Source organism: Streptomyces sp. NPDC087901, assembly GCF_044742205.1.
Taxonomy (GTDB): Bacteria; Actinomycetota; Actinomycetes; order Streptomycetales; family Streptomycetaceae; genus Streptomyces.
In genome coordinates, this window is record NZ_JBIUUC010000031.1 from 1 (window position 1) to 26,414 (window position 26,414).

Annotated in this window: 26 protein-coding genes and 2 pseudogenes; 7 read left to right on the forward strand and 21 right to left on the reverse strand. The window is 68.9% G+C overall.

The features are described 5' to 3' along the window. The coding region (locus ACIOEW_RS39880; protein WP_401970358.1) for an IS630 family transposase at positions 1-920 on the reverse strand (920 nt) is incomplete at its 3' end. A 251-nt stretch (positions 921-1,171) separates the two neighbouring features. Between ACIOEW_RS39880 and ACIOEW_RS39885 the strand changes: the two genes are divergently transcribed. Next, positions 1,172-2,689 (forward strand): hypothetical protein, encoded by a 1,518-nt coding sequence (locus ACIOEW_RS39885; protein WP_401970360.1) that lies wholly within the window; start codon positions 1,172-1,174, stop codon positions 2,687-2,689. Positions 2,690-3,022: 333 nt separating this feature from the next. On the opposite strand, the gene ACIOEW_RS39890 is transcribed toward ACIOEW_RS39885, so the two are convergent. After that, complete coding sequence (locus ACIOEW_RS39890; RefSeq protein ID WP_401970361.1) at positions 3,023-3,637, reverse strand: leucine-rich repeat domain-containing protein; 615 nt, start codon at positions 3,635-3,637, stop codon at positions 3,023-3,025. Positions 3,638-3,937: 300 nt separating this feature from the next. On the opposite strand from ACIOEW_RS39890, the gene ACIOEW_RS39895 reads away from it, so the two are divergent. Both ACIOEW_RS39895 and ACIOEW_RS39900 read left to right on the forward strand, forming a co-directional pair. Beyond that, positions 3,938-4,387 (forward strand): diguanylate cyclase domain-containing protein, encoded by a 450-nt coding sequence (locus ACIOEW_RS39895; protein ID WP_401970362.1) that lies wholly within the window; start codon positions 3,938-3,940, stop codon positions 4,385-4,387. After that, entirely contained in the window at positions 4,384-4,680 is a 297-nt protein-coding gene (locus ACIOEW_RS39900; RefSeq protein ID WP_401970364.1) for a hypothetical protein, read from the forward strand. Before ACIOEW_RS39895 ends, ACIOEW_RS39900 begins: the two co-directional genes overlap by 4 nt. A gap of 150 nt (positions 4,681-4,830) precedes the next feature. Here the strand turns inward: ACIOEW_RS39900 and ACIOEW_RS39905 are convergent, their stop codons facing one another. From ACIOEW_RS39905 to ACIOEW_RS39960, 12 genes are all read right to left on the reverse strand, one after another. Beyond that, the gene (locus tag ACIOEW_RS39905; RefSeq protein WP_401970367.1) at positions 4,831-6,336 is read right to left on the reverse strand and encodes an insulinase family protein; all 1,506 of its coding nucleotides are present in this window, start codon (positions 6,334-6,336) and stop codon (positions 4,831-4,833) included. Continuing rightward, entirely contained in the window at positions 6,333-7,679 is a 1,347-nt protein-coding gene (locus ACIOEW_RS39910) for a M16 family metallopeptidase (RefSeq protein ID WP_401970369.1), read from the reverse strand. The genes ACIOEW_RS39905 and ACIOEW_RS39910 overlap by 4 nt, the downstream gene beginning before the upstream one ends. A gap of 2 nt (positions 7,680-7,681) precedes the next feature. Further along, on the reverse strand, positions 7,682-8,257 hold the full coding sequence (locus tag ACIOEW_RS39915) for a DUF5825 family protein (RefSeq protein WP_401970371.1): 576 nt from the start codon (positions 8,255-8,257) through the stop codon (positions 7,682-7,684). After that, positions 8,250-10,160, reverse strand: coding sequence for a RiPP maturation radical SAM C-methyltransferase (locus ACIOEW_RS39920; protein WP_401970373.1), 1,911 nt, complete (start codon positions 10,158-10,160; stop codon positions 8,250-8,252). The genes ACIOEW_RS39915 and ACIOEW_RS39920 overlap by 8 nt, the downstream gene beginning before the upstream one ends. A gap of 14 nt (positions 10,161-10,174) precedes the next feature. Further along, positions 10,175-10,861 (reverse strand): pentapeptide repeat-containing protein, encoded by a 687-nt coding sequence (locus ACIOEW_RS39925; protein ID WP_401970375.1) that lies wholly within the window; start codon positions 10,859-10,861, stop codon positions 10,175-10,177. Further along, positions 10,854-11,540 carry a DUF6445 family protein gene (locus ACIOEW_RS39930; RefSeq protein WP_401970376.1) on the reverse strand — a complete coding sequence of 229 codons (687 nt, stop codon included), beginning with the start codon at positions 11,538-11,540 and terminating at the stop codon, positions 10,854-10,856. The genes ACIOEW_RS39925 and ACIOEW_RS39930 overlap by 8 nt, the downstream gene beginning before the upstream one ends. Continuing rightward, positions 11,537-12,202 carry a DUF6445 family protein gene (locus ACIOEW_RS39935; protein ID WP_401970378.1) on the reverse strand — a complete coding sequence of 222 codons (666 nt, stop codon included), beginning with the start codon at positions 12,200-12,202 and terminating at the stop codon, positions 11,537-11,539. Before ACIOEW_RS39935 ends, ACIOEW_RS39930 begins: the two co-directional genes overlap by 4 nt. Then, the gene (locus ACIOEW_RS39940) at positions 12,202-12,825 is read right to left on the reverse strand and encodes a DUF6445 family protein (protein WP_401970380.1); all 624 of its coding nucleotides are present in this window, start codon (positions 12,823-12,825) and stop codon (positions 12,202-12,204) included. The genes ACIOEW_RS39935 and ACIOEW_RS39940 overlap by 1 nt, the downstream gene beginning before the upstream one ends. Continuing rightward, a complete protein-coding gene (locus ACIOEW_RS39945) occupies positions 12,822-14,093 on the reverse strand; it encodes an MFS transporter (RefSeq protein WP_401970382.1) in 1,272 nt (423 codons plus the stop codon). Before ACIOEW_RS39945 ends, ACIOEW_RS39940 begins: the two co-directional genes overlap by 4 nt. Beyond that, positions 14,090-15,262 (reverse strand): spermidine synthase, encoded by a 1,173-nt coding sequence (locus ACIOEW_RS39950; RefSeq protein ID WP_401970385.1) that lies wholly within the window; start codon positions 15,260-15,262, stop codon positions 14,090-14,092. The genes ACIOEW_RS39945 and ACIOEW_RS39950 overlap by 4 nt, the downstream gene beginning before the upstream one ends. A 93-nt stretch (positions 15,263-15,355) precedes the next feature. After that, positions 15,356-15,514, reverse strand: coding sequence for a hypothetical protein (locus tag ACIOEW_RS39955; protein WP_351003050.1), 159 nt, complete (start codon positions 15,512-15,514; stop codon positions 15,356-15,358). A gap of 2,041 nt (positions 15,515-17,555) precedes the next feature. Next, on the reverse strand, positions 17,556-17,999 hold the full coding sequence (locus ACIOEW_RS39960) for a hypothetical protein (RefSeq protein WP_362547357.1): 444 nt from the start codon (positions 17,997-17,999) through the stop codon (positions 17,556-17,558). Between the two features lie 315 nt (positions 18,000-18,314). Here ACIOEW_RS39960 and ACIOEW_RS39965 point away from each other — a divergent pair, with 315 nt between their 5' ends. Both ACIOEW_RS39965 and ACIOEW_RS39970 read left to right on the forward strand, forming a co-directional pair. Then, a complete protein-coding gene (locus ACIOEW_RS39965; RefSeq protein ID WP_401970387.1) occupies positions 18,315-18,626 on the forward strand; it encodes a hypothetical protein in 312 nt (103 codons plus the stop codon). Beyond that, complete coding sequence (locus tag ACIOEW_RS39970; RefSeq protein ID WP_401970388.1) at positions 18,623-19,216, forward strand: isochorismatase family protein; 594 nt, start codon at positions 18,623-18,625, stop codon at positions 19,214-19,216. The genes ACIOEW_RS39965 and ACIOEW_RS39970 overlap by 4 nt, the downstream gene beginning before the upstream one ends. A gap of 126 nt (positions 19,217-19,342) precedes the next feature. Here ACIOEW_RS39970 and ACIOEW_RS39975 read toward each other — a convergent pair whose 3' ends face one another. Beyond that, the gene (locus ACIOEW_RS39975; RefSeq protein WP_401970390.1) at positions 19,343-19,993 is read right to left on the reverse strand and encodes a hypothetical protein; all 651 of its coding nucleotides are present in this window, start codon (positions 19,991-19,993) and stop codon (positions 19,343-19,345) included. A 226-nt stretch (positions 19,994-20,219) separates the two neighbouring features. Beyond that, positions 20,220-20,402, reverse strand: a pseudogene (locus ACIOEW_RS39980) (transposase); the annotation flags it as partial. Positions 20,403-20,614: 212 nt separating this feature from the next. On the opposite strand from ACIOEW_RS39980, the gene ACIOEW_RS39985 reads away from it, so the two are divergent. After that, positions 20,615-21,292: an ASCH domain-containing protein gene (locus tag ACIOEW_RS39985; protein WP_401970392.1), complete on the forward strand. Its 678-nt coding sequence runs from the start codon at positions 20,615-20,617 to the stop codon at positions 21,290-21,292. A gap of 42 nt (positions 21,293-21,334) precedes the next feature. Here ACIOEW_RS39985 and ACIOEW_RS39990 read toward each other — a convergent pair whose 3' ends face one another. After that, entirely contained in the window at positions 21,335-21,946 is a 612-nt protein-coding gene (locus tag ACIOEW_RS39990; protein WP_401970394.1) for a sugar O-acetyltransferase, read from the reverse strand. Between the two features lie 350 nt (positions 21,947-22,296). Here ACIOEW_RS39990 and ACIOEW_RS39995 point away from each other — a divergent pair, with 350 nt between their 5' ends. Continuing rightward, positions 22,297-22,785 (forward strand): DinB family protein, encoded by a 489-nt coding sequence (locus ACIOEW_RS39995; protein ID WP_401970395.1) that lies wholly within the window; start codon positions 22,297-22,299, stop codon positions 22,783-22,785. A gap of 34 nt (positions 22,786-22,819) precedes the next feature. Here the strand turns inward: ACIOEW_RS39995 and ACIOEW_RS40000 are convergent, their stop codons facing one another. The 4 genes and pseudogenes from ACIOEW_RS40000 to ACIOEW_RS40015 all read right to left on the reverse strand — a co-directional run bounded on the left by ACIOEW_RS40000 (position 22,820) and on the right by ACIOEW_RS40015 (position 26,106). Continuing rightward, positions 22,820-23,068 carry a hypothetical protein gene (locus ACIOEW_RS40000; RefSeq protein WP_401970398.1) on the reverse strand — a complete coding sequence of 83 codons (249 nt, stop codon included), beginning with the start codon at positions 23,066-23,068 and terminating at the stop codon, positions 22,820-22,822. 281 nt (positions 23,069-23,349) lie between these two features. After that, entirely contained in the window at positions 23,350-23,832 is a 483-nt protein-coding gene (locus tag ACIOEW_RS40005; protein WP_401970399.1) for a hypothetical protein, read from the reverse strand. After that, a pseudogene (locus ACIOEW_RS40010) lies at positions 23,829-25,101 on the reverse strand (IS256 family transposase). Before ACIOEW_RS40010 ends, ACIOEW_RS40005 begins: the two are co-directional and overlap by 4 nt. A gap of 363 nt (positions 25,102-25,464) precedes the next feature. Next, entirely contained in the window at positions 25,465-26,106 is a 642-nt protein-coding gene (locus ACIOEW_RS40015; RefSeq protein ID WP_362547330.1) for a maleylpyruvate isomerase N-terminal domain-containing protein, read from the reverse strand. Between the last annotated feature and the right edge of the window lie 308 nt (positions 26,107-26,414).

Here is a 26,414-nt window from a genome sequence, read left to right on the forward strand (position 1 = left end):
AGTGCCGATATGACGGTGCCGTCGGCGATGTTGAAGGCAGCGAACAGGCTGGTGATGCCGTGCCTCAGATAGTCGTGAGTGCGGCGTTCGGGCATCATCGGCAGCACCGGCTGGGACCGGTCCAGCGCCTGGATCTGGCTCTTCTCATCCACGCAGAGCACGACCGCCTTCTCGGGCGGGTGGTGGTACAGGCCGACAACGTCGACGACCTTGGCTACGAACTGCGGATCGGTGGACAGCTTGAAGGAGTCCTGCAGATGGGGCTTGAGGTCGAACCGTTTCCAGATTCGCCCGATCGTCGACTTCGACAGGCCGGTGTGCTGGGCCATCGAGGCCCGCGACCAGTGCGTGTCCTGGCCCGGGACCGACTCTAGAGTGGCCACGACGACCTCCTCCACCTGGTCGAGGAGGATCGAAGGCGGCCGGCCCGAGCGCGGCTCGTCATGCAGGCCATCGAGGCGCTTTGCGATGAACCGGGCCCGCCAGCGGTCCACGGTGGACCTGTCGATGCCAAGGTCGGCCGCAGCCTGCTGATTGGTCCCGCCCTCCGCGCAGCGCAGCACGATCCTGGATCGCAACGCGAGGAACTGGGCGGTCTTGGCCCGCCGCGCCCACTCCTGCAGCTGCCTGCGCTCAGTCTCGTCGAGGATCAGGTCGGCCTTCGGCCGGCCAATCCAGCCGGCGTCCTCAAGCCCGGCCATCCGCTCCGCCGCGAAAGCCCGACGCCACTTGCCGACCGTCTTGGCCTGGACACCCACGAGCCGTGCGACACCTGCGTTTGACATGCCGTCAGCACACGCCAGGATGATGCGTGCCTTCTCAGCCAAGCGCCGGTGCGGCACCTCCGTCCGGCGCAACAACTCGGCACGCTCGGCCTCGGACAACGTGATCGCCACAGCAGAAGGCCCCGAATTCGACATGACGACACGGTACTTACTAACCCACAGGATTTCCGGCGCATCACACTAGCCGGGAAAGAACCTCCTTGGGGTAGCCGACCAGGCGTGGCCCACTCCAGTTGATTCCGATCACGAGTCCATCCTGGGCGGCATCGGGCATTACGCGATCGCACCCGATACCCAAGGGCATGGACTTGTCCGGGTGTCGCCAACATCCCGGTGACGTCGAAATACGCGAGCCATTCGGTCACCGTCCAGGCAGGATGCTCTCTGTGAACCATGTCCTGTGCGGGCTGGCTTCCAATGCCGCCCTGCCGTCCGAGCTGGTCGACCGGCTGATCGAGGTCGCGGACGCTGACGTCGCCGCGGACCTCGCTCGTCGCGAGGACCTCAGCCGTGCGCAGGCGGTTGCCCTGGCATCGCGCGTCGAGGAGAGTGCCGCATGGCTTGCGTACGAGGGCCGGCTGACCACCGCCGACATCGATCCCACTGCGCAGCCGCACGCCGCCCTCGCCTTGCTCTGCGAGCATGTTGACAGCCCGGAATGGGCGCGCCTCCTCGCGAAGGATCCAGTCTGCGAGCACCGGGAGAGGCTGGCTGCCTGTTCCGGTCTCCCATCCGATGTGGTGGAGACGCTTGCCGCTGACGCGGACGTACGGGTCGTCGCGGAGCTCGCGTTGTGGACTACATCTTCAGTTGCCGGCAGGCTCGCGGGGCATCCACATGCCGAGGTCCGCCGCGCAGCGGCGGCCAACGAGGCGACGCCCCCACCCATCCTGGCGGCGCTGCTCACCAGCGAAGGCCTGCCCCCGGCGCAGCAGTGCCTGGTCTGTGACCGCGAAGAGACGCCGTTCGTACGCGACCCGCGATGCCCGCGAAACGAATGCGACCTGCTGCCGGGTGACTCATGCGACGGCGCCCACCAGTCCGCCGTGCACGAGACGCAGCAGATGGCACTGCAGAACCCTGCCACACCCACCGACGCCGTCATCCCCTTCGTCAATCACCCGTCACCGCTGCTTCGCTGGGCACTCGCCGCTCGCCACGACCTGCCGTCGGAGGTATACGGACGGCTCGCCAAGGACCCCCACGCTGGTGTCCGAGCCGACCTCGCCGAGAATCCCGCGATCGAGGACGCCCTGATCCGAACGCTAGCCAGCGACCGTGGCCACGACGTGCAGCGCAGGCTCGCCCACAATCCGCGCGTGCCGCTCGACGTACTGATCCGCCTGGCGGGCACCACCAAGATCGGCGCAACCTTGCTGCCACGAATCGCCGCCGCCTCTCCCGCCGAGGTAGAGGAGCTCGCCCAGTCGCCGGAGGCGGCCGCGCGGATGCTCGTGGCTCAACGACGAGATCTGCCGGCAAGAATCCGCGGCGCGCTGGCCACCGACCCCGACGCGAAAGTGGTTAAGTCCATTGCTTCGCACCCAGGCCTTTCCGAAGCGCAGTTGCGTGCCATGGTCGACAGGCACGGAGTCCGTGTCATCGCCAAGGTGGCAGCCAACCCGGACGCGACTCCGGCGCTGCTGGAGGACCTGACCCGGCACGAACCCCCGGTACAGAATGCGTTCCGCGAGATCGCCCGGCACCGCAACGCGACAGGCCCGGCGCTGCACAACTGTTTGGCAGACAGGAGGGCACGGCCCCTAGCCGCCAGCCATCCGGCCCTTCCACCGCAAGTCATCATGGAGTTACTCGCCAATCCCGACTGGCGGGTGGTGGAAGCCGCAGCGGCCAACCCGTCGCTACCGCTCGCCGCGATGTCGGCTCTGGTGCCTCAGCTGTGATCGCTCTGCTCGCCAGATGAAACGCTCAGCCCCGCCACCTCACTGCTCACCCCCGGCGGTCGCTGCACGCCGCGGCCACGAACTACCTCACGGGCCCGGGCGCCGAAGATGGAGGTGTCCTCCAGGGCCTCGCCAACGCGTTTGACCATGCGGACTTGCGGGCCATGTGGTCCTCCACGAAGCATGGCGGCCGCCCCGGGGCGGATTGCCTGGTGCCTGTATCCAGAGCGGACAGCCTGGCTCCCCCGCTGACCGTTCGGCTCCTGATCGAATCACAGCGACTGGAAGTTTGCGGAGTTGCGTGTCAGCGCGTCAGTGCACACCTGTACGGAGTCAGTCCCAGTCGGACGGCGGCTGCTTGACCCTGCCGCCTGTGTGCGGCAGTTGCACGTGCTCCTCGGCGCCGGAGGGAAGGGCGGAAACGCAAGTTGTCGAGCAGGCGTTGACGAGGAGAGGCAGGACATCGGTGGCCACTCTCAGGGAGATCCACACTTGGTGGAGCCCGCCCTGCTTGATCGGTCGATCGCAGACACTGCATCCACGGATGGCTGTAGTACCCCAGCGCCGGGCATCAAGCGCTCTCAGGTCGAGATCAGCAACGGAGACTTGCGGCGGCTGCAGTCGAGGGAAAGGAGGACGGACCTTGTAGTTCCCGAACAGTGCGCGGGTGCTCACCGTGCTCCGAGCAAGCTTTGAGCACCTGATGATCTCGTAGGGGAACCAGTGCAGCCGGTACGAGGTGTAGGGGGTGAGCTCCTCCAGGCTTGTCATTGCACCGATCTCGGGCGGTACCCGGACCAGGTTGCTGCCGTAGAGCACGAAGTGCTTGACCGCCGTCAGTTTGGCGATGCTCGCCGGCAGGGTGATGACCTGCCGCCGTTCCTCAGCACTGAGTTCGACCAGAGGACGGAACTCCTCCCGCCCGTCGTCCGCAGCCTCGTCGATCAAGTCCAGCAAGTGTCGCCACCCACCGGTCGAGGTGTCCTGGCGTTCGGCGTGGAAACCGACACGGGCTCGCGGATGCGGCCTGGCCTGGTCGAAGCACACACACTCATCCCGGTAGGACGCGCGTCCTACAGAAGCCGGGTCCGATGTGTCGCCCCACCGGTTCACAAGGAGTCTCGGTTCTCCCTCATCCATCATGTCGCCAAGATACGGATCTTCATCTGGCCGGCCCAGCGCTTAGTGGCCAGTCGAACTCGCTCCCAACGCCGCCTCCACGGTGGGCAAGCGACTGGGCTCGTCGTCTTGCCGCTCCCGGAATCCGCGAACTCGCGCGTTTCTGACGCCGACAGGTTCAAGGACATCGATAGCGGCCTCGGGCACGCGGCGGGCGACACCGTCCTCGCGTCGATCGGGGCCCGGCTCGCCGCCTGGGCGGGCCCGCGCGCCCCGACCGGCCGCCTCGGAGGCGATGAGTTCGCTGTCGTCCTGGAGCTGACCGCCGGCCGCCGCGCGCAGTGCCTGGAGCAGCTGGTCCGGATGCTGCACGCCCCGGTCGTCCTGGACGACGGCCGCACGGTCGACGCCGCCGCGTCGGTCGGCACCGCGACGCCGGACGTGCACGGCACCCGCGACCCGACCGCATTACAGAGGGCGGCCGACGCTGCGCTCTACGACGAGAAGCACACCGGCCGCGCCATCCTCGGACGCAGGGCCGGCCATCCGGGCACATCCGCGTGGGGGCGGGCAGCATGAGCGCCCTGATCCTGCCCGATGGCGACCGGCTCCGCGGCATCACGGTCCGCCAACCCTGGGCGACCTGCATCCTCGCAGGGAAGGGCCCGGAGAACAGGCCCAAGTCCTGGAGCTGGCGAGGCAGGGTCCTACTCCATGCCGGGAAGTCGAAACCGGAGACCGCCATGCTGCGCGAACCGCTGGTCGCCCGCACGATCCGCCACCAGGAGCTGACCACCGGGGCCGTGATCGGCGTCGCCCGCCTGGTCGACTGCCACCACGACCCCGCCGGCTCCCCGCCCTGCACACCGTAGGCGCAGGCCGGCGCCTGGCACCTGGTCCTCCAGGAGCTGCCGCTGCCCGTCCCCGTCGACGGGGTGCGGTGGTACTGATGCTCTCCTTCCATGATCGACGGCAATTCCCAGTCAGGGCAGAAAAATGCAAGGAGCTCGTCGAGCAAGGGTTCAAAGGCGACGTCCCGCCCGGCTCTGTCGGGAAGTATCTCCAGCGCCCTTCCCCAGCCCTCCATGGTTCAGATCGTCTCTCACGGCCGACGACGCGGTCACGAGTCGGATGTAAGCGGCGAGGGCGCTCGTGCCGGGACGGTTCCACGCGGCGTCTGCCACGGCTGCCACCACGGCGTCCGCGCCGCCGGCAGCACCGTCGATGACGACGGCCACCCGTTCGGGTTCGATCAGTTCCGTGGCGGCTCGCAGGAAGTCGTCGGGGGTGACTTCCGTGAACCGGCGGCCCGCGAGCGGGCCTCCCCCGGCCGGTCGCTCCGCGGCAGGCGTCGCCCGTGAGGCTCCGGCCGCCGCCGCGGCCGCGGGACTGCCCCATCCGGCCCCGTCCCAGCGGTGCGCCTGGACCGCTTCGCGGAGGTCCTCTTCGCACGGTGCGCGGGTGGCCAGGCCGAAGACGACGTCCAGCGCCTCGATGGCTGCCTGGGGCGCCTGCTCGGCGGGGACCTCGAACCGGAAGCGCAGCGCGGACAGCGGGCCTTCGTGAACGATGTCGCCGTGTACCGCGTAGGCCAGTCCGGACGATTCGCGCAGGGTCCGGGTGAGCCGGGACGAGGGGGTTGCGGTGAGGAGGAGCCGGGCGAGTTCGAGACAGGCGAGGTCGCCGGTGCCGTCCGGTGCCCTGATGCCGATCATGACCACGCAGGGAGAGCCGGCGGCTCCGCGACGCACTGTGAGCGCCTTGGGTGGCCCGATCGGTTCCGGGGTGTACGCCGGGCGGTCCGAGGGGGCGGGCGCGGAGTGCGGGGCGCGGGCCGGCGCTGGTGCGGATCGGACGAGGGCCCGCAGGTCGACGCGAGCGAGGTCGGCGGCGATCACGAGGTCGCGGGGGGCGTTTTGTACGCGCCGGTGGAGGGCGCGTACGGTCTCGGCGTCGATCGTCTCGGGCGCGTCGGTCGCCTGCGCCGTGCTGTCGCGTGTGAGCCGGTCCTCGCCCGGAGGGAAGAGCGCGGCGTTCAGCAGGGAGCCGGACGGGTCGCCGTGGGTGCGGCGGACCGCGGTGCGGGCCCGGTGCCAGCGGCTCACGAACGCGTCGATCTCGTCAGCCGTGGGGGCGAACGCCTCGACGGTCCGGGCCAGTAGGGCAAGTGCGTCAGCGAGCAGCTCCGGTGTCGAGCGGAACACGCAGCGGATCGCGTGCCGGTCCACGTCGACGGTGAGGGTCGTGCCGAGGTCCTCCAGCCCGTCCTCGATGCTCGCTCCCCCGTACCAGCCGCCGCCGCGCCGGAGCAGCATCGCCCAGACGCGGGCGGTGGCCTCCGGGAGCGGCGGGCCGCCCGTCTTCCCGATGTGCAGCACGAGGTGGGCGACGGCGGTCAGCCTGCCCGGCAGGTGAACGGGAACCAGTTGTGTCCGGAGCCGCGCCGGTGCGGCAGGCGGCGTGGCGGGGGACGCGGCCGGCGGTACGGCCCGGGACGGTCTCGGCGGTACGGTCGGGGGCGCGGTCACGCGGCTGCCTCCGGAGTGTTCCGGGCGGGGTGGTCGTAGACGAGGTATGTCGCCGAGGGTAGGCACTCCCGGGCGGAGCGCACCACTTCTTCCTCGGTGACGTCGGCTATCGCCTCGGCGGTCGCGTAGGCCTTCCACGCATCGCCGTGGAGGCTTGCGTGCGTGGCGAACGTCTCCGCTCGCGCGGCGGGGTCGTCGAGCCGTTCGAGCTGCTCCCGGCGGACCAGCCGCACGGCACGCTCCAGTTCGCCCGGGATGAGCCCGTGGGCGACCGAGGTGAGGATCTCCTGAACGCCCGCGAGGAGCTGCGCCCCGGAGGTCCCCGGAGTGGCGGTAGCCGATCCGAAGATCACGGAGCTGTCGCGTTCGAGGTGCCAGGCAGCCGTGAGCTCCGTGGCTGGGCGGGCGACGCGCGCGTCGCGCACGGCCCGGCGGAAGAGCCGGCTGCCCTTGCCCCTGCCGAGCACTGCCGCGAGCACGGTCGTGGCGGCATGTTCCCTCGTCCCGTACGGAGCGGTGTGGGCGAGTACGTACACCTGAGGAGGGATCCCGGGCGGGCAGACCGCCCACCGGGTGCCACCACCGTCGGCGTCGGCGCGGCTACGTGCGTCATCGGACCGCGCCGGGTGGCCGGGTGGGGACGGGGACGACGGCGGGTGCAGGGGCGGGGCGGGTCCTCGGTCCACGGTGCCGAGGGACGCGGCGGCCGCGTCGACGGCCGTCTCGGCCGGCAGGTCGCCGACGACGACGAGGGTGGCCCGCTCGGGCCGGTAGTGCTCGCAGTGGAAGGCGGCCACGCGCTCGGGCGTCAACCGGGCGAGTGCTTTCGTGTCGCCCATCGAGACGTGCCGGTAGGGGTGAGAGGGCGGAAACGCGTCCGCGAAGAGGTGGCCGGGCGCCTCGGCGAGGGGCCCCCTGGTGCGCTCCTCCTCCTCACGCCGGATGAGCGCCAAGTGCCGTGCGAGGGCCGCCTCATCGAGCGCGCGTGGCAGGTGCGCCATCCGGTCCGCCTCCATCGCCAGGGCCCGGGGCAGCAGGGCGGTCGGCACCGTCATGAAGAAGGCCGTGCGGTCCTGGCTGGTCGAGGCGTTGACGTCCCATGCGCCGCCGCGCTGGAGTTCGCCGAAGAAGTCCGGGTGGCCGGGCGTTCCCTCGAACATGAGGTGCTCGATGAAGTGCGCGACCCCGTGCAGCCCCAGCGGTTCGTGCCGGGACCCGACGTCGTAGCGCAGGTGGACGTGGAGTCCGTGCAGGACCCGGTCCTCCTGCGCGACGACGGTCAGGCCGTTCGCCAGCCGGGTGGAGACCAGCCGGCCGTGGGCAGCGGTGTCGTGTACCCGCACGGTCAGGGCCTCGCGTAGGCGAAACGCAGCGGCAGGGTGAGGCAGAGCTCCTCGCCAGCTCCGCCGAGCCTGAGGACGAGGTCCCGTGCCTCCAACTCGGCCAGGCCGCGGCGGTCGGAGGGGCGCGGGGCGGTGGGGGCGGCGTACCGGCGCAGGAGTTCCCCGTAGGGCAGGTCGGGGAGGACGAAACGGCGGGGCGCGCCGGGGTCGCGCGCGTCCTCGACCGTGACGAAATCCGGGCCGCGCCGCACCGTCAGGAGCGGGCCCGGTGGGACTGCCCAGAGGGATGCGCCGTTCTCCCGCGGCGGGTCGAGGTGGCGGAGTGGGCCGGCAGGCACGCCGTCGAGGCTGCCCTCCCAGTAGACGCGGAGGCCGACGCCCGCCGCTTCCACGAGCAGGTGCAGGAAGCGGGCGGTGGCCGCCGGTTCGGCCGCGTCGAGTCGCACGGGACGTTCGATCAGCAGGCCGCGCATGCCGTGGCGGGCGTGGGCCGCCAGCGCGTCCCGGGTGTGTCCTTCGTCGGGGTCGTGACGTGCCAGGAGGGTGGAGCGGCGGGTTGTGGAGGTGCGTTCACTCATGGTCGAGTCCCGTCGGCAGGGCCACGTACCGGCCTCCTTCGCGGAACAGCCAGCGTCTCTCCCGCCATTCCTCCAGTACTTCCGTCACCTGGTCCTCGGTCGTTCGGTGGCCGCGGGCGGTCACCTCCCGCAGCACGCCGGCGGGCGAGCGGCCCTTCCAGGTGGCCAGGAGGGTCGCGACGAGCAGGGGGTCCGTGATCCGTTCCTCCGTGGGCGCGGTGGTCCGCTCGTCCACGACGCGCAGCGCGTCGCCCTCGGTGACCGCTACAAGGCGTCGGCCCTGGTGGTTGTCGCGCCAGGTGTCGACGGCGGCCCGCAGGCGCTGCGCGGCAGGCTCGCCGAGGCCGGCGGGTTCGCTCTCGAAGATGTAGCTGATGTCGGCGACCTCCTCCGCCGGGAGGCGGTAGACCTTTTTGAGCAGTCCGGAGGGGCCCAGGTTCTCCAGGCCGAGCGAAGCGTCGTCGTAGAAGGGGCTGAAGCGGGTGAGGACCGCCCGGTAGACGCCCTCGGGCGGGGTGAGGTGCCAGAGTCCCGGCATCTGCTCGATGATCTCGTCGTAGTCGGACTCGGTTTCTCCGGGGAAGCCGTAGAGGAGGTTCCAGCCGGGGAAGACGGCCACGGTGCGGCAGTCGCGGAGCAGACGGACGTTCTGCCAGCCGGTCACGCCCTTGCGCATGAGGTCGAGGACGTGGGTGCTGAGGCTCTCGATGCCCGGCTGGACCTGTGCCACGCCGGCGTCGGCGAGGACCTTCAGTTGCCGCATTCCTAGGTTGGACTTGATTTCGAAGAACAGGCGCAGGTCCCAGGGTTGCTCCGCGAGCCGGGGCAGCAGCTCGCGGAGGTATCCCATGTCCATGATGTTGTCGGCGAAGACGACGTCGAGCATCTGGTGCCGGCGGACGGCGTTCTCCATCTCTTTCAGGACGCGGTCGGAGGACTTCGCCCGAAACGCCATGAGGGATCCGTTCAGACCGCAGAAGGTGCAGTGGTGCTTCGCTCCCCACCAGCAGCCGCGCCCGCCCTCGATCTGGATCTTGGGTTCCACGTCGGCGACGGACCGGGCGGCCGTGAAGGTGTCGAAGTAGCCGCTGAGGTCGGCCTCGGGGATGGCGTCCACCGGGACGACGGAGCGGGGCTGCGGGTTGGCTGTCGTCGCACCGTCGGCGTCGCGCCAGCACACGCCGGGGATGGCGGAGAGCTCCGGCGCGGGCGGGTGTTGGCCGGGTACGGTGGCCGCCAGCACACGCAGCAGGGTGGGGAGGACGAGCTCGCCCTCCCCGCGGACCACGTAGTCCAGGCAGCCGAAGTTGCGGTGCAGCGCGGTCCCCTGCACGTCGTCGCAGTTGGCTCCGCCCATCACGGTGATCACGTCGGGGGCGCGTTCCTTGAGGGCGCGTGCCAGCGCGAGGCTCGGCATGTTCTGGTCGAAGGTGCTGGTCATGCCGACGATGTCGTAGCCGCCGGCGACCAGTTCGTCGGCGAGCCGGTCGACGAATCCGGCGCTGAGACGGTACATCTCCGCGGCGGCGGCGAGGTCGGCGCCGCCGGAGGTCGCGGCCGTGTGGAACGGGGAGCCGACGGGTTCTTCGAAGCCGTACAGAGCGGGCGAGAACACCCATTCGCCGGTGGCGACGTAGTACCCGTCGACGATGCGCCGGTAGTCGGCGCTGCCGATCCGGCCTCCCGTGCGTTCGTGAACGTGGTCGGCCCAGCGGATGTTGGCGTAGACGGTGTCGACGGCCTCGACGAAGTCCAGGCTCCGGGCGACGGGGGCGAGCGTGCTGATCGCCATCGACGGCATGTCCAGGGAGGCCCACGGCATGCACACCAGGGCGACCCGGAGGGTGCGGAGCGGTGCTCGTGAGGGGATGGGGGGAAGGCCAAGGAACTCAGCCGTGGTCATGGTCGTCCGCCCTTTCAGACGCGCGCGTTCTCGGGCTTGGGCAGGTGCGTTCCCCGGTAGTCCGCGCGCTCGATGTCCGCGCCCTCGGTGAACGCCTCGTCGAAGGGGACGTCCCACACGTACGCGGACCAGAAGTCCGCTCCGCGGAAGGCGGTGCGGGCGCAGGTGCACTGGCGGAGGTCGGAGTGGCGCAGATCGGTGCGCCGCAGGTCGGCCTCGGTCAGGTCCGCGCCGAAGAGGCTGGCCCTGCGCAGGGAGGCACCCGAAAGATCGGCCGAACGGAGCACCGTGCGCGCGAGGTCGGCGCTTTCCAGGCGGCTTCCCGAGAGGTCGGCCCCGGTCAGGTCGGCGCCGGTGAGGCGGGCTCCGGTGAGGTCGGATCCCCGGAGGTCGGCGCCCCGGAGGTCCATGCCGGCCCCATGGCCCCGCAGGAGGAGCCATCCGTCGATCAGGGCCACGGCCCGCAGGGTCGCGTTCTCCTCGGCGATCAGGGCGAGGGTCCGCATCCCCAGGCCGAGGGCGGCCACCTCGGCGGCGGTTCGCGCCAGGGGCACACCGGCGGCGGGCAGCGGGCCGCAGAGCACGGGATCGGCGCCGCGAGGTCCCCGCATGCGGCCGTCCAGCGGCAGAAGGGCGCGGGTGCCGGGCTCCGTCGTGCCGTCGCCGGCTTCGGTCAGCACCACGTCGAGCAGGCTACGCATGGGCCCGGGTCCTTTCGGCGTCGTCCCGGAGGCCCTGATCGGGCGTCTCGGTCATGAAGAAGAAGTTCTGGGTCAGCCTTCCTTCCGCGGCTTCCTCGCCGAACAGTTCGGTGATGCCGTGGAAGAGCCGTCCGCCTCTGAAGACGACGCAGCGGTTGTACGCGAGGTCCACCTGATGGAGGGCTTCCCACCGGTCCTCGCGGGCAGTGTCGCGGAGCACGTACCGCTGGTCGAACTCCTCCTTGCTGCGGCAGCCGAGGCGTACCAGCTCCTCGGGGCCGGGCGCCCTGTCCAAGCCGGTGGGGAGGTGGCGGTAGAAGCCGAGTCCGCCCTGGGCCCGGTCAGGCGGGGTGAGGTAGACCACCGCAGTCCAGTCGACGAAGTCGAGGTGCACGCGGGTTCGTCCGGCGTCCGCACACGTCGCCACCCGGAACTTGCCGAAGACCCACCGGCTCGGGTCGTGGTGGACCGGCGTGCCGACGATCTCGGCGAGTCTGCGGGCGTGCCCGTCGCCGGCGAAGGCCTTGGCACTCTCCTTGCCGGGGAAGTTCGCCGCTTCCCCGAAGTCGCGGTATTCGGCGGCGAGGGCCATCTCCCGTACGCGGTCGGGGTCCTGGTAGAAGTTCTCGACAATCAGGAGGTCGCCGTCGAGTGCGCGCTCGACGCGCGGCGCGGTCACCGGGCCACAGCTTCCGCGGCGGCGGGCATCGTCCTGACGGCGGACGGGACAGGGCTGATCTCGTTGAAGAAGAAGTTGTGGGTGATACGGGCGTTGGCGGGGCGGTCGCCGAGGCCGCCGAGCGGGGCGTGGTAGAACTCGCAGCCGCGGAAGAGCACCAGCCGGTTGTAGAGGGGCGCGACCCAGTCGACCAGTTCCCACTTGGACAGGTCCGCCATGTCGCGCCGGGCGACGCCCTCCTCGAACGCGTCGGCGTCGGCGTAGCCGAGCGAGCGGGCCACCCGGTCGGAGGGCGGCCGGGTGAAGCCGGTCTCGCGGTGCCGGAAGAATCCGGTGCCTGCGGACGGAGGCGCACCGGGCGTCAGATACACCATGCCGGCCCAGTCGACGGCGGTGTCGGCGTGCACCTTGCTGCCGCGCCCCGTCTCCTCGGTGATCACCCGGAAGCCGCCCCAGGTGAGCCGGTCGCCGTCGACATGCACCGGCGATCCCACGGTGTTCTCGATGGCCCGCTGCAGGGCGTCCGTGCTGAGCGCCTTGCTGCTCTGCCAGCCGGGGTAGTTGTAGCGACTGGCGCTGCGGAAGTCGGAGCGGAGCGCAGCGGCACGCACGCCGTCGGGGTCGGCGTAGAAGTCGTCGACGACGATCAGTCTGCTGCGCATCACTGGGACCTCGCTTCGTCGAAGAAGAATCGCTGGGCGAGCCGCCCGTCGGAGGGGCAGGTGCCGTAGCCGGAACTTGCGCGGTGGAAGAGGACGCTGCCCTTGAGGAGGACCAGGCGGTTGTAGACCATGGAGACTCGGGAGATCTCCTCCCACGCGTCGGGCCGCACCTTGTCCGGGTAGTAGACGTCTTCGATCCAGTGGTCCCGGTCGCGGTATCCGAGCTCCGCCGCACGGCCGTCATCGGGTGGTCCGGTCAGTCCGCTGGTGCGGTGACGGAAGAAGGAGAGGCCACCCCGGCACCGGTCGGGAGGTGTCAGATAGACGATGCCCGCCCAGTCGGTGTCGTCGAAGTGAGTGGTCAGCGGCGCGTTAGCGTCGTCGCCGGTGAAGGCGAAGACCCCGAAGCCCATGCGTGCCGGGTCGTGCCGCACCTGTATGCCCAGCAGTTCCGCGAAGGTGTCGGCGGTCCCGCGGCCGGCGAAGGAGTTGTACGTCTCCGCGTCGTAGGTGCGGCCGTTGTCGGTCTTCTGCGGCGACCAGTCACCCCTCTCCAGGGCCAGGGCTCGCACCCGGTCGGGGTCGGCGTAGAAGTCGTCGACGACCTGCAGCGTTCTGTTCATCGCAGGTCTCCTTCCTCTCGTACGTCGGCGCTGCCGTGCCGGAGGCGCGGCCTGAGGAATGCAAGGAGCAGCAAGTAGGCGGCGCCTGCCACCCAGTACGGGACCCGCAGGGCCTGCTCCTGGCCGAGGGGTCCGGAGGTGGCCTCCACCAGGAGGCCGCCGAGGAGCATGCCCGCAACGCTCATCCCGAAGGTGACCATGCGGAAGGTGGCGTTGACCCGGCCGAGAGTGCCGTCGGGCACGGACAGCTGGCGGAGGGTGAGGGTGCTGACGCTCCAGAAGGCGACGGCTGCCGACGCGACCGCGTAGAGGACGACAACGACCGGGACGGTCGGCACGAGGCCCACGCCCAGAAAGCAGAGGGCCATGGTGAGCAGCGCGGTGAGAAGCGACTTCTCCGTGCCGAGGCGTTCGAGGAGCCGGCGCGCGTACTGACTTCCGGCGACTCCGCCGACGGCGGCCGCCGAGAGCAGCAGTGCGTACCCGAGGGAGCCCAGGCCGAGCGTGTCCCGGACGAAGAGGACCTGGCCGGCGAGCATGGCCGCGTACAGCGTGTTCAGCACCACCGCGCTGAGCGCGAGCATCTGCAGGATCGGTTCGGCCCGGACCAGTTTCAGGCCCGCGCCGATCTCGGCAGTGAACCGGCCGCGCCCGGCGGACGTCACCACAGGATCGTCCCCGCGACGACGGATCACCAGCAGGGCCGCCGCGGAGACACCGTTGACCAGCGCGTTGCCGAGGAACGGTACGGCCAGGCCCGCCTTCAGCAGCAGTCCGCCCAGAGGGCGGCCGACGAAGTCGTTCGAGAGGATCTGGCTGGCGCGAATGTGGCCGTTGGCCCGGGACAGCGCCTTCTCCGGGGCGAGCAGGGGGACGGCCGTGTCGGCGGCGATGCCGTAGGCGACCTCGGTCGTCCCGAAGAAGACGGCGAAGGCCATCAGCGCCGCCATGGACACATCGGTGGTCAGCAGCAGGAGGCCCAGGAAGAGCATGGCGGCCGCGCGCAGCGCTCCGGCGGCGGCCATCAGCGCGATGCGGGGCATCCGGTCGACGACGGCGCCCATGGGGAGGGCGAACAACAGCCAGGGAAGCCGCTCCGCCATCGCGACCAGCGATATCTGCAGTGCGCTGTCGGTCACGGTGGAGGCGGACCAGGTCAGGGCGATGAGGGTCATGCCGTCGGCGACACCGCCTGCGGTCAGGCAGGACCAGAAGAGCCAGAACCTCGACGGCAGTCGAGTCGTCCGGGCCACGGGCGTCTCGGTCATCGCGCGGCTGCCAGCGCGGTCGTCCGCTCGAGGAGCGTCGCAGTCCACGGCCAGGCCGGCACGAGCGGGTTCGCCGCCATGGCGAGCGCCTGCGGGAGGGCGGTGCGCACCAGCCAGTCCGGCAGTTCCGCCGCCAGCTTCTCCGCCTCGTCCGCCATCCATTCCCCGTACCAGCCGAGCGACGTGTCGCCTGCGAAGGTCAGGGAGGCGGCGACGTTGGGCAGCAGGGCGGCGGCCGGATGGCCGCGGCGGGCGAGTTCGAGGGTGGCCGGGACCGCGATGTCGGGACGGTCGTAGAAGGCACGGGTTCCGACGACCGAGGCGTCGACGCCGGCGGCGTCGGCGTGCGCGCGGACGGCGTCCAGCATCGCCGGCCACCGCCGGGCCATCTCGGCGTCCAGCTGGTCCGGGGTCGTAGGTACGTCCACGGAGTCGGCCGGGTCCGCGAGGCCGCCGTCCGGAACGCGGAAGGGCTCTGCCCGGTGCAGGCGCAGCCTCTGCATACGCAGGATGGCTGCGTCGGCGGGCGTCAGCCGCTCGTCGAGGTCGGCGGCGAGCGGGGGGAATCCGGTCTCCGGGTCGGGCCAGGTGTCGCGGAGGACAACGGTCATGTTGCGGCGGCACGGCAGGTACCGGGCCTGGGGCCACAGGGGGGCGAGGAGCGCGGCAAGGGTGTGCTGCGGCGAGGGCGGGGAGAAGGGGTCCAGGTGGCTGGGGAGGCCCCAGGCGTTGAGGAGGACGGTACCGCCCGCCGTAACGGCGCCGCGTACGCACCTCCAGAAGGCCGCGTCGAGGACGAAGGAGGGGTACGACTCGCCGGCGTAGACGTCGATGAGCAGGAGGTCGTAGCGCCGCCCCCCGTCGAGGAACGTCGCGGCGTCAGCCACTTCGGTACGGAACTCCGCCTGCGGGAAGTGCTGCTGGAACAGGGCACGGGTGACCGTCACCATGTCGGGGTCGAGGTCCACAGCGGTGACTCGGCTCGTGGGAGACGCCGTCAGCAGGGGGCGCAGGGACCCTCCGTAGCCGAGGCCCAGCACGCAGACCTCGTCGGCCGGCCCGGACAGCGGCCCTACGGCGAAGTCGTCGGGCTGGTTCCCCACAAAGACCCGGTCGCCGGCGAGCAGCGTCGCGGAGGTGCTCAGCAGCAGAGGTGTGGCGCCGTACATTGCTCTCCTCGAAGGTCGTGCTGCCGCGTCCAGGCTCCGCTGGTGCGGGCGGACGCCCGCACCAGCGGAGCCTGGCCCATACGGGCGAGGCGGTCAGGACAGCGCCAGCGCCTCGTCCACCACGGCCTGCTCGTCCTCGTTCAACGGAACGAAGGTTGCGAACATGGGCATGTTGTTGTTCGAACAACGCGCGTAGACCGCGTGGTCGAACTCCTCGAACAGGGGCTCCTCGTGTTCCGCATGCTCAGCCATGTGATCTCCAATCGGAAACGGGACTCATATCCCTCACCGGCCCCGATACGGACAAGGTCACAACAACCCGCACAGATCAGGGTGTTGGATCTGCCGCGGCGGGCTTGGCGCAATTATTAATTCATCACGACCGCCTTATCAAGGGTGCAGGAATACTGCGTAATCCAGGGCCGTCCGGTTCGCCGGGTTCATGAGCGACGTGGCGTCATGCCCGGTGTGCGACAAAGGGGACCGGACGGCAGAGCAGGCACGGTTCCGGTGATCATGTGGCTGCCGAAACCCATGAAATGAGAGCGATACCGCGCCTGCCCCGACATCGTCACCCATTTCCCCACCGCGCTGGAGAAAGTGGGCTCCCGGACTGCCATCGAGCGTGTCTGCCTGATCACCAGCCTGAGCCTCTTCGACCCGAGCTGCACCGAACTCGCGACCTGGATCAGGGGCGTTCGGGCATCGAGAACCTCCTGCACCACGTCCGGGGCCGCACGTTCCGCGAGGACGACTCCAAGATCCGCACCGGCACCCTGTCCCGCACCATGGCGGCCTTGCGCAATCTCGACACCAGCGTCTTCCGCCAAGACGGCCGGCCCAACGTCGCCGGCGCCGTATGCCACACCGGCCGCGACTACCACCAGTCCCCACAAGCCCTCGGCCTCACGTGCCGAACCCCAGACAGATCTCGATCTTGCAATGCCCCTGGGTACAGAGAAGCGCGGGAGGAAGAGAGTGAGGGCTCCCCATGGCACCGGGGCCCACTGCCGGCTTCAGTACCTCGATGCCGCGAGCGTGGGCGGCAGGGGGCTGGGCCCCGCGCTCAGAATGAATGCGGGACCGCAAAGGCGGGGCCGATGCCCCCCCGCCCCGGCGGAAGTGGACACACTTGTATACCAGGTGAATCCGAGCAGTGTGACGATGAAGGCGGACCGGACTATGTCGACCGTGGTTCCAGAAATCACGGTCCACATGAGGACGAAATCATGGAGAAGAGCATTGAGCCGGACTGCTATATGGCCTTCGGAGTCAGAGTGAATCCCCACGGGGAAGGGCATTGAGACTGATACGTGAAACTACCTTGGACGGCAGCTACTGGCGCCATCCGTGAATCCCCTCGCTCGTTTGCTTGTTTCCTCGCCAATCCGTTTGGACCTCGGAGGTCGTGACTGCATATCACTTCCCGGGCGGGCCCTCAGTCGGACTCAAAAGGAAAACGCAGCGCAGAACGGGGCAGATTGTCCCTCAACCCCTCCATGAAGGGTCATTTTTCCGCACATGGGCTTGCGGTCGACAGGGGTCTTGTTCCGCCGTGATTTAACCGCGACCGCCGGAGAGGGATCGACTTCGGGACTTATTCGATCTCGTCGATCAGTGAGCCGCCGGGTACTCGGCCTCGCCCCTCCCAGCGTGCCGAGTTCCGCCCCCTGCTCTGCCCATCCCAGCCCGGCGTCTACCTCGCCAGAAGGCCGTCCTCGGAGTGGGTGTTCAGCATTCGATGGCACACGGTCTCAACGCCTCAGCCGGATCAAGGTACAGACGCCGGATGTTCGGCCACGCAGGATGCGAACTCCTGCGCAAGCGCGTCCTGCTCCGCTCCTGCAAAGGCCAATCAGGATGCATCCTCAAGACGCCCGAAACCGTCCGGGAACCCTGCGAGAACACGCGCCGGGCCGGGTCGTGCTCGGCCTCGGCCGTCTCCCCGAGCAGATCGATCAACTCCTCAGACTGATCGCTCGACGGCGCGCCGAGGCAGACAGGCAGGCGACGCCCTCCATCACCTCACGGCGTCACCTTGATCCATCTGATCCCCTCACTGTCCTCCACGAACCACGCGAGAACCGGTCCGGTACAAGACAATCGACGACCACCAGCCTCACGGCCGGCGGCGCATGGCCCCGGGGCACGCCAGGCGCGGCCGCACACGAGGGCGGGGACAGCCGATCGCACGGTGCAGGCAGAAGGCTCCGTCGAGGGCCGGCCGACCGGCCGCCGGGTGGCGCACGCGCGGCACCGTCCCACGGGTGGCTCCGCTCACGGCGCATCGGATTCAGTCGGTGATGTACCAATCGTTCTTGAGGTACTCCAGGGTGTAGCTGCCGAGGTCGCTCTCGGAGAAGGCTGCTGAAGCCCTGACCGCTTCGACCGGCATATCGATCTTGTCGGGCGTGCGCACGACAATGCGCTGCGGGTCGACCGTCGCGGTTCGCAGGGCCTTCTTCTGCGTGGACGACATCATCTGGAACACGACGGCGTACGTCGACGCGCACGGGCCGAATCCCTGGTCCTGCGCCTTCCGCGCGGCGGGCCCGGCCACCTCGCAGACCTTGTCGATGTCCTCACGGCCCAAGGCATGGAGGTACTGCTCGTACCGCTGGATCGCGCCCTCCTTCGTCCTGGGCGCGGGCTGGTCACCGGTCGGCTCGGCCGACGGCTTCTCTGGCCGAGCGGACCCGGACGGTGTGGCCGACGGCTCTTCAGACCGCGTAGCCACGGACGACCGCGAAGGTTTCGCGTCCGTGTCCTCCTTCGCATTCTCCGGACCGCACGCGCACGCCACCAGCGCCACACAGGCCGATACCGCCATGCTCATCATCGCCCGAGCCCTCATTCGGTCCCCTCACCAACAGCCGGCAACACACGTGGTCACGCAGGATCCGGGAGAACGGTTCCCGAGCCGGCCCGGGCGGAACGCCTGCCCGTTCGTGGAGGGACACGAGTCCGGGTTCGCCGCTGCGCGAGGCCGCGTGCCACCCCAGCCCTCCCCCGGCGCCGGCGCCGGCGCCGGCACGGATGATGAGCCTCGGCAGTGACCCCGGCCATGAAGATGCGGGCGCATCCCTCGTATCCGACCTCCCGCCCGATCGAGAGCAACCCGAACGCGCAGCGCCGGTACGGAGGTGAGTGGGTGGCGACCGAGTTCCGCTGGCAGTTCACCGCCGCCCCCGCGAAGCTGGACACGTCGAAGGTGTTCGCCGCATGCCCTGGCGAAGGCAGCGTCGAACGGTGCAGCCCGGTCGTCGCCTGCTCGCCGGCGTCGGTGCTGGGGGCGGCCCCTTCGCACGCCCGGCTGTTTCAGCAGTTCTCTCCGCCGTTTGATCGTGAAAGGTGCTCGCCATGAGCAGAGGCTTGATCGTCGTGGATGTACAGAAGGACTTCTGCGAGGGCGGCAGCGTTCCTGTCGCAGGAGGTGCCCGGATCGCCGCCGCCATCGCCGACCTGGTGGAGCAGAGCGCGGGCGGTGACTACCAGTACGTCGTGGCCACCCGCGACCACCACATCGACCCGGGAAGCCATTTCTCGGAGAATCCGGACTTCAAGGACAGCTTCCCGGTGCACTGCGTAGCCGGGGGCGAAGGCGGCGAGTTCCACCCGGACTTCGCCCCCACCGTGACCGGCGGCAAGGTCCACGCCGTCTTCTTCAAGGGCGCCCACAGCGCCTCCAAGAGCGGCTTCGAAGGTGCGGACGCCGAAGGGACCTCCCTCGCCGACTGGCTGCGGGCCCGCGAGGTGAGGGACGTCGACGTGGTGGGCATCGCAACCGACCACTGCGTGCGCGCCACCGCGCTGGACGCCGCCGCGGCGGGCTTCAGTACCCGGGTACGCCTGGACTACTCCGTCGGCGTCGCCCCCGACACCATCGCCTCCACCCTGGAGGACTTCCGTGAGGCCGGCATCGAGACGTCCGGCCAAGCGCCGCTGCGGAGTTAGTCCGGCGCAGCACACACTTCTCCCTGGTTACGGCCGGTGCGCGCGGTTGCCGCCGTGCGCACCGCTGACACCGCCGCCGCCCAGCGGGGACGCGCCGTCTCCAGGGCGTGCTGGACGGCAAGGTCGTCAGTCCGTGAGGAAGGCGCCCTCGGAGCAGGGGCGGCACACGAAGACGTAGCCCAACTGGCCACCGAGGTTCATCGCGGTCTGCCGGTCGATCCCCTCTTCCAGGTGTGCCGCGAACTCCGTCGTGCCGGAGCAGGAGGGGCACCCTGGCAACCGGTCGTCCTCCAGGTAGGAGGGGCTGCCGCCGAGCGATCCGAGCACCTCACGCTGCTTCCCGAACCATTCGCCGGGCTCCCGTTCCCACCCTGAACGGGCGAGGTCGTACGCATCGGGCGGGAGCTCGTCGTCGTCGCCCGTCTCGGGTTCGAGCGTCACGACCTGGGTCTTGATCGCCGAGACTGCCGGCAGAAGTGTCACGCCACTCTCCGGTACGGCCACCGCCACCAGTCCCGCAGGCGGGAACAGAAAGACCCGATTGGCCCCAGCCGTCGCGTCCCACGACTCGCAGGAGCCCGGATTGTTCTGGCACAGGAACACCGACAGGACGCCGTACTCGACCGGCAGATGAGCGAAGAACTGCATCGGCCCTCCACAACAGTCGCCGCACAACGGCCAGATGAACCCCTCTGGGGCCAGCGGCACGCCACCGGTACGCGGTATCTCCGAATCGGGTGCGGCTGTGCCGTCGTAGATCATCAAAGTTGCCTGCATGGAGGAAGGCTACGGGCCGCCATCGGCAGCCCGGGAGACGGCTTGCGCAGGAAGTCCACGATCGACAAAGCTGTGAAAAGCCTCGGTCAGCCGCCGGCGTGCTGAACTTGAAGCACGCCCGGCCTCTTTTCACGATCGCCAGGACCAGCGCGAGCGTGGCGAGGCAGTGGTTGATGAAGCTGCCGGTGTATCCGCCGTCGGCCCAGATCAGTTCCAGCCGGTGGTACACGCCGGTGACCTGTTCGAGAAGTACCTGGGCGGCAGCGCGGTCGCCGGTGTCCGCGGCGGTGACCATCACACCCAGCAGGAGACCGAGTGCGTCGACCACGGCGTGCCGTTTTCGGCCGTTGATCAGCTTGCCGCCGTCGAATCCGCGGCTGTCCGCGCCGACGACGGCGTCCGCCTTCACCGTACTGGGAGTCGATCACACCGGCGCTCGGCTCCGGGTCGCGGCCCGCCTTCTCGCGGATCTTCCCCCGCAGCCGGTCGTGGAATTCGACGATCAGACCGTGCGAGCGCCAGAGCCGGAAGAAGGCATAAACCCGCTCCCACGGCGGGAAGTCGGCCGGCATCGCCCGCCATTTGGTTCCGTTCTCGACCAGGTAGTGGACCGCGTCCAGCGTGGCCGCAGCGGCGATGGACACGGCCGGCAGGATCCATGAGGCGGTCAACGTTTACCACTTCACCGGCGGAGCGTGTGCCGAGCTGGTCGTACTCGGTGCCGCGGCAGCAGCGGGAGCTGGCCCTCTCGTCACAATCGCCGCCGCGGGAGATCAGGGTCGCGGCCTCATCCCGCCGTGCGGTCGTTGCGGCCAGGCGCTTCTCGACCTCCATCCCGACGTCTTCGTCGCGGTACCGACCGGCGCCGGGCCGACACTGCGCCCGATTCGGAAGCTTCTACCGGACACCTACTTCTTCCCCGATGCCGCAGCGCACCGAATTGTTCGGTTCCACAAGCGCTACTACGAGGCCATCGCCACCGCGCGGAAGACCTCCACCGTCCGCTACGACGATCCGATCGCACCATGTCCCGCAACTTTCCTCTTCGAGGACGACGACGCCCACCGCACGTTGAACGGCACCGTCACCAGCGTCGAACACCACCGGCTCGATGGCCTCACCGCCGCACAGACTCGGCTCGATGGCGGCACAAGCAGCGACGAGCTGAAGACGGGCCTCCAGAGCCACTATCCCGGTTTGTCCTCCGATGCCGGAGTCGAAATTGTGACGTTTACAGTCGAAGGAGGGGACCCCCAGAGTTGCCGCGAGGGAGCCGGAAGACAGCTGAGCGGGAACTGACGTTCGGCGATCAGACGGCCCAGCCGGCATGACAACGGCTACTTAGCCGATCTCGCTTCCGGCGGTGCGTGTGGTGAGGTCCTCGTCCGTGATGTGGCGGACCACCCGGCAAGGTGTTCCGAGTGCAACGGTCATCGGCGGAATGCTGCGGCTGACGACGCTGCCGGCACCGATGACGGATCCGTATCCGATGCGAACGCCGGGCAGGACCACGACGTTGCTGCCGATCCAGACCTTGTCCTCGATCACGATCGGCTCGGAGTAGCGACCGAAGTCAGCTCGGCGCGCGGGATGCACCGGATGCCCCGTCGTGGTCAGCGTCACGCTGGGAGCGATCATGACCCCGTCGCCTATACGGATGTCCACGTCATCGACGAACGTCAGATTCACGTTCCCGAAGAAGTCGTCGCCGATGTGGACGTTGCTGCCGAACCCGGCGTGGAACGGTGGCAACAGCACGGTGCGTTCACCGACCGAGCCGAGGATCTCGGTGAGCAGCGACCGGCGCCTCTCCGGATTGGTCGGTGGCGTCAGGTTGTACTCGAAGATCTGCTCCGTGCGGCGCAGAGGGGCCTGAAAGGCTGCTTCCGACTCGGTGTAGACGAGCCCCTGGGCGATCCGGGCGAGCACTTCTTCGTTGTGAAGATCCGTCACAGTGAACACTCCGCTATCCGATTCCCTGGGCGCCGATTGACGTGCCCCTGACCGACCGCGCTGCAAACCCTATGTGCCGTCCGCAGCCCGCAACCGCCAAAAGCTCGGATCCTACGGCGGCCGGCCACCGCGCTTCGACCCGATTGACTACCGCGAGCGTCACGCGGTCGAGTGCGGGATCAACCGCCTCAAGAGAAGCCGCGCTGTCGCCACGCGCTACGACAAACTCGCGGTCCGGTACGAGGCGACCGTCCTCGTCGCTGCCATCAACGAGTGGCTATGACCCTCCTTCGTCGCGTGGTGGGCTGGCTGCTGCCGCGGTTGTCAGTGGCTACTGCAACCATGCGCCCATGAACTCAAATGGCACGGAAAGGAAGACTCTGTTGGCCTTCCTCGCGGCACAGCGAGCCAGCGTGCTGGCCATCGTCGACGGGCTTGACACACAGGCACTGACCACGGCAGTTCTGCCCTCCGGCTGGACACCCCTCGGACTCATAGAACACTTGGGATACGCCGAGAGGCACTGGTTCCAGGAGATCGTCACCGGAGCGGCCGAGCCGTTGCCATGGCCCGATGGCCATGCCCCCCTGACGACACCGCGAGAGCCGCAGGTGGTTTTCGCCTTCTACGACGACCAGTGCCGCCGTTCCGATGCCGTGATAGCCCGCACGCCGTTGTGTGCACCCCCACAGGGACGCCATCCCGAACCGCTGGGAGACGAACTCGCCGACCTGCGCGGGATCATCATGCATGTCATCGAAGAGACCGCGCGTCACGCCGGACATTTGGACATTGCCCGCGAACTACTCGACGGACGGACAGGACTTGGACCTCGCTGAGCACCGGCCCGTAGCCCGGACCGGAACCCAGCCCTCACAGGGTGGAGGGGACATCGACCACGTTCTCGCATACGGCTACCAGCTGCTGGGCGAGCGAGCGGCCGAACCCGCTGGCTCCTTCGATGGCGAAGCGGCGTTCGGGCCACTGCTCGCACCAGCGCATGTGCCGGCGGAAGGTGCCGGCGTTGACGACGAACCGGCGCCGGGCCACCTGGTGGCCTGCCGCATCAACGGCGACGGCGGTGTGGGACGACTTGTGGGGATCGACACCGATCAGGATCACGAGCAGTCAACCTTGCACTCGATGAGACAGGGAAGGGAGTGCGGTGGGCACCCCGACTTGAAGTCACTGCGTCACCTTCACGCCACTGTCGAGCCACACCGCGTGGGTGTCGGCCGGCGGCGGCACGCTGTCAATGAGCCAGCCCGAGGGCGGCAAGGAGCACTGCGGGCCCATGCCGACCGGCACCCTGAACGCTACGGCTGCAGACCGAGCATCTGGGCTCAATTGAACAAGTCAGGAGCTTGGCCAAAGGGAGAAATAGTCAAGACCTGTGGATCAGGTCAGTCGCTGTGGTGTCGCTGACGCAGTCGGCGGCTGGCGTCAGCGCGGATGCGTCGGGTTCTCCCGGTCTCGGCGAGCAGGGTGAGGACGACGGGTGAGGGCAGGGTCTCGACGGCCTTGCGCTGGAACCAGTCGGATCCGGTGGTGACTTCATCCGAGGCCCACGGCTCGCCCACGGTGATTGACCGCAGCAGGGTCCATTCGCGCAGACGGTGGGCGAGGAACTCCCGCTCCGCGCTGATCTCGGACATCGCGCGGGCCCAGCCGGTGAACCCCTCGTCGGTCAGCAGGAGCGCCGCTCGACGGTCGAGGTGGCGGACGATGGCCGACTGCGCCATCGTCGTGTCCGGGTCGCGCAGGATTCTGGTCACCAGATCGGCTTCGTCCTCGTTACTGACGACGGCCAGTTCGTGCAGGTAGCGGGCGAATCGCTGGTGCTCGTCCTCGGCGAAAGGGTCATCGGCACCGTTGAGGCCATTCACGCGGCGGCCTCCTCGGGGCGCTCGACGAGATGGCCGCGTTCAAAACGGGCGCCGGCCCGCACCAGCGCCACGAGATGGGGTGCGTTGACCGCGCGCCAGCGGGCCTGAGCGGATTCGATCAGCTTGAAGACCATGGCGAGGGCGGCTCCCCGGCTGCCGGCGCCCTTGGTGACCTTCGTCCGCAACCGGACCGTGGCGAAGGTCGACTCGATCGGATTTGTGGTGCGCAGATGGATCCAGTGCTCGGCGGGGAAGTCGAAGAACGCCAGCAGCGCGTCCTCGTCGTCCGTGATCCGCTTGACGAATTTGGGGCATTTCGCCTGGTAGGCGCGCTCGAAAGCGCGGACGGCCTTGGCCGCGTGCTCCTTGTCCTCGGCGTTGCAGATCTCCTGGATCGCGCGCTTGGCGGCGGGCTGGGCCGACTTCGGCAGGGCGTCCAGAACGTTGGCGGTTTTGTGCACCCCGCACCTTTGATGGCGGGTTTCGGGGAACACCTCGTTCAGTGCGTTCCAGAAGCCGAGTGCGCCGTCGCCGACGGCCAGGGCCGGGGCTCGCATGCCCCGGCGGGCGCAGTCCCGCAGCAGCCCGGACCATGCCTCGGACGACTCGCGGTATCCGTCCGTCATCGCAATCAGTTCCTTCGTGCCGTCGGCCCGCACGCCCATCAGCACCAGGACCGCGGCCTTCGCCTCCTCCAGGCGGATGCGCAGATGGACGCCGTCCGCCCAGACGTACACGTAGTCGGTGGCGGACAGGTCGCGGTCCTGGCGGACAGGTCGCGGTCCATGAACGCCCTGTGGTCGGCCTGCCACTGGACGGTCAGCCGTGTCACGGTGGCGGGCGAGAGGCCGGCCGATGAGCCGAGGAACTGTTCGAGTGCGGGCACGAAGTCGCCGGAGGACAGGCCGTGCAGGTAGAGCAGCGGCAGCACCTCGCTGATCTTCGGGGACTTCCGCGCCCAGGGCGGCAGGATCGCCGAGGAGAACCGCTTGCGTTCGCCCGTGGACTCGTCGATGCGCTTGTCGTTCACGCGCGGGCCCTGACCTCCACGACTCCGGCTGAGCTGGTGACCCTCCGCGACTGGTGATGGCCGTTGCGCACGACCAGACGGTGACCGCTCTCGCCCCGCTCACCAGCCAACTCCGCTATATAAGCGTTGACTTCCGCTTTCAGAGCGGCGACCAACATCCGCCTCGCGCCCTCGCGGACGATCTCGTCGATCAGGGATCCGTTCGGCGTGATGCCGTCGTTGTTGACTACGCTGAGCACGGGCGGGCCTTCCCGACCGCCGCTGCGAACGCCGGCCTACTCGGTGACCTTCAATCGATCACTCGGGAAGGTACGCCCTTCGCATGCCACCCGAGCCCCGATCCACAGGTCTTGAGCATTGCTCGGCCAAAGGCCCCCTCAATGTCCTGTCTGATCCACCCGGCCAGCGTCACCGCCAGCCGGGAAGGCAGCAGACAGGATGAATGTGACGATCACGCCCGCCACCGAGTCGGATGGGGTGTTCGGAGCAGTGGACTCTCACGCGGACACAATTCACGCCGCTGTCATCACCGACCGGGGCTGTAGCTTCGGGAGAACAGGGCCTCGACGCGCGCCCCTCAAGTCCGGAACGACAACCGCTACTTATAGCACGCGCAAAGACTGGTCGGCGTCACGTTCGCGCCTGGCGAGCGCATGTAGCACGGCCTGATCGCCGTGCCGGTCACGGGCGGCTGCGACAAGGACATCGACTGCAACAGCGAGCGTGGTTTCGGGTGTCTGGCTCTGAGCGCCCACGCTCAGAACCAGGTCATCAAGGTGCACTGCCAACTCGACGCATCGGGTTTGGAGGTAGCCATCGAGCAGCATTTCCTCTCCAGGCCGGTGAAGGACGGCCACTCGCCGATCGGCTGGCTCCTGGCCCAGCCGTTGCGCCAGCCTTTGCCATGCGGCGTGCGCCTGCCCAGCCACGGCGGCGGGGCCGGCGGCTGCCGTCTCCTCGCTCCGCGCACGCACGCCGACGTTGAGTGCGGAGTCCGGCAACGACGTGCCGACGAGCCGCGCGTAGTAGCGCACTGGCGATACTGGATCCGCTCCGACTGTCTCGCCGTCGAGAAACCATTCGACCTGCAGGACGCTGCGCGCAAGGTGGCCGGCCAGTCCACCCACCGTCATCCCCGGCAGCACTGACTCCTTGTCCCAGCAACGTGCTACCTCTGCCGTGGCCAGCAGGTGCACAGCCCGCTCGGCGCCCAGCAGGTATGCCTTGCGTATCTCCTTAGTCATGCGGGGCATCTTGCCCGCACCAAGATCGTCACGCCCAAGCCGCCCACATGATGGAACCATTGACCAAAATATGAACGAGCGGTGGGGCCAAGTCCCATCGTTGTCTGCGAGGTACCGGATCTCATCGACCATGCGCGCCCGACCAAAGATCACCCGACGGGGCAGTCGCACTCGAACCGATGCTCACCCTGATCGATAGAGCAACGACTTCTTAGCTTGACGTTTAACCTCGCACGTCACCCGACCTGCTGATCTGCGGTTCTTTCCGGGACAGCCGAGACGGCCGTTCTTCACGCTTCGAGATGTCG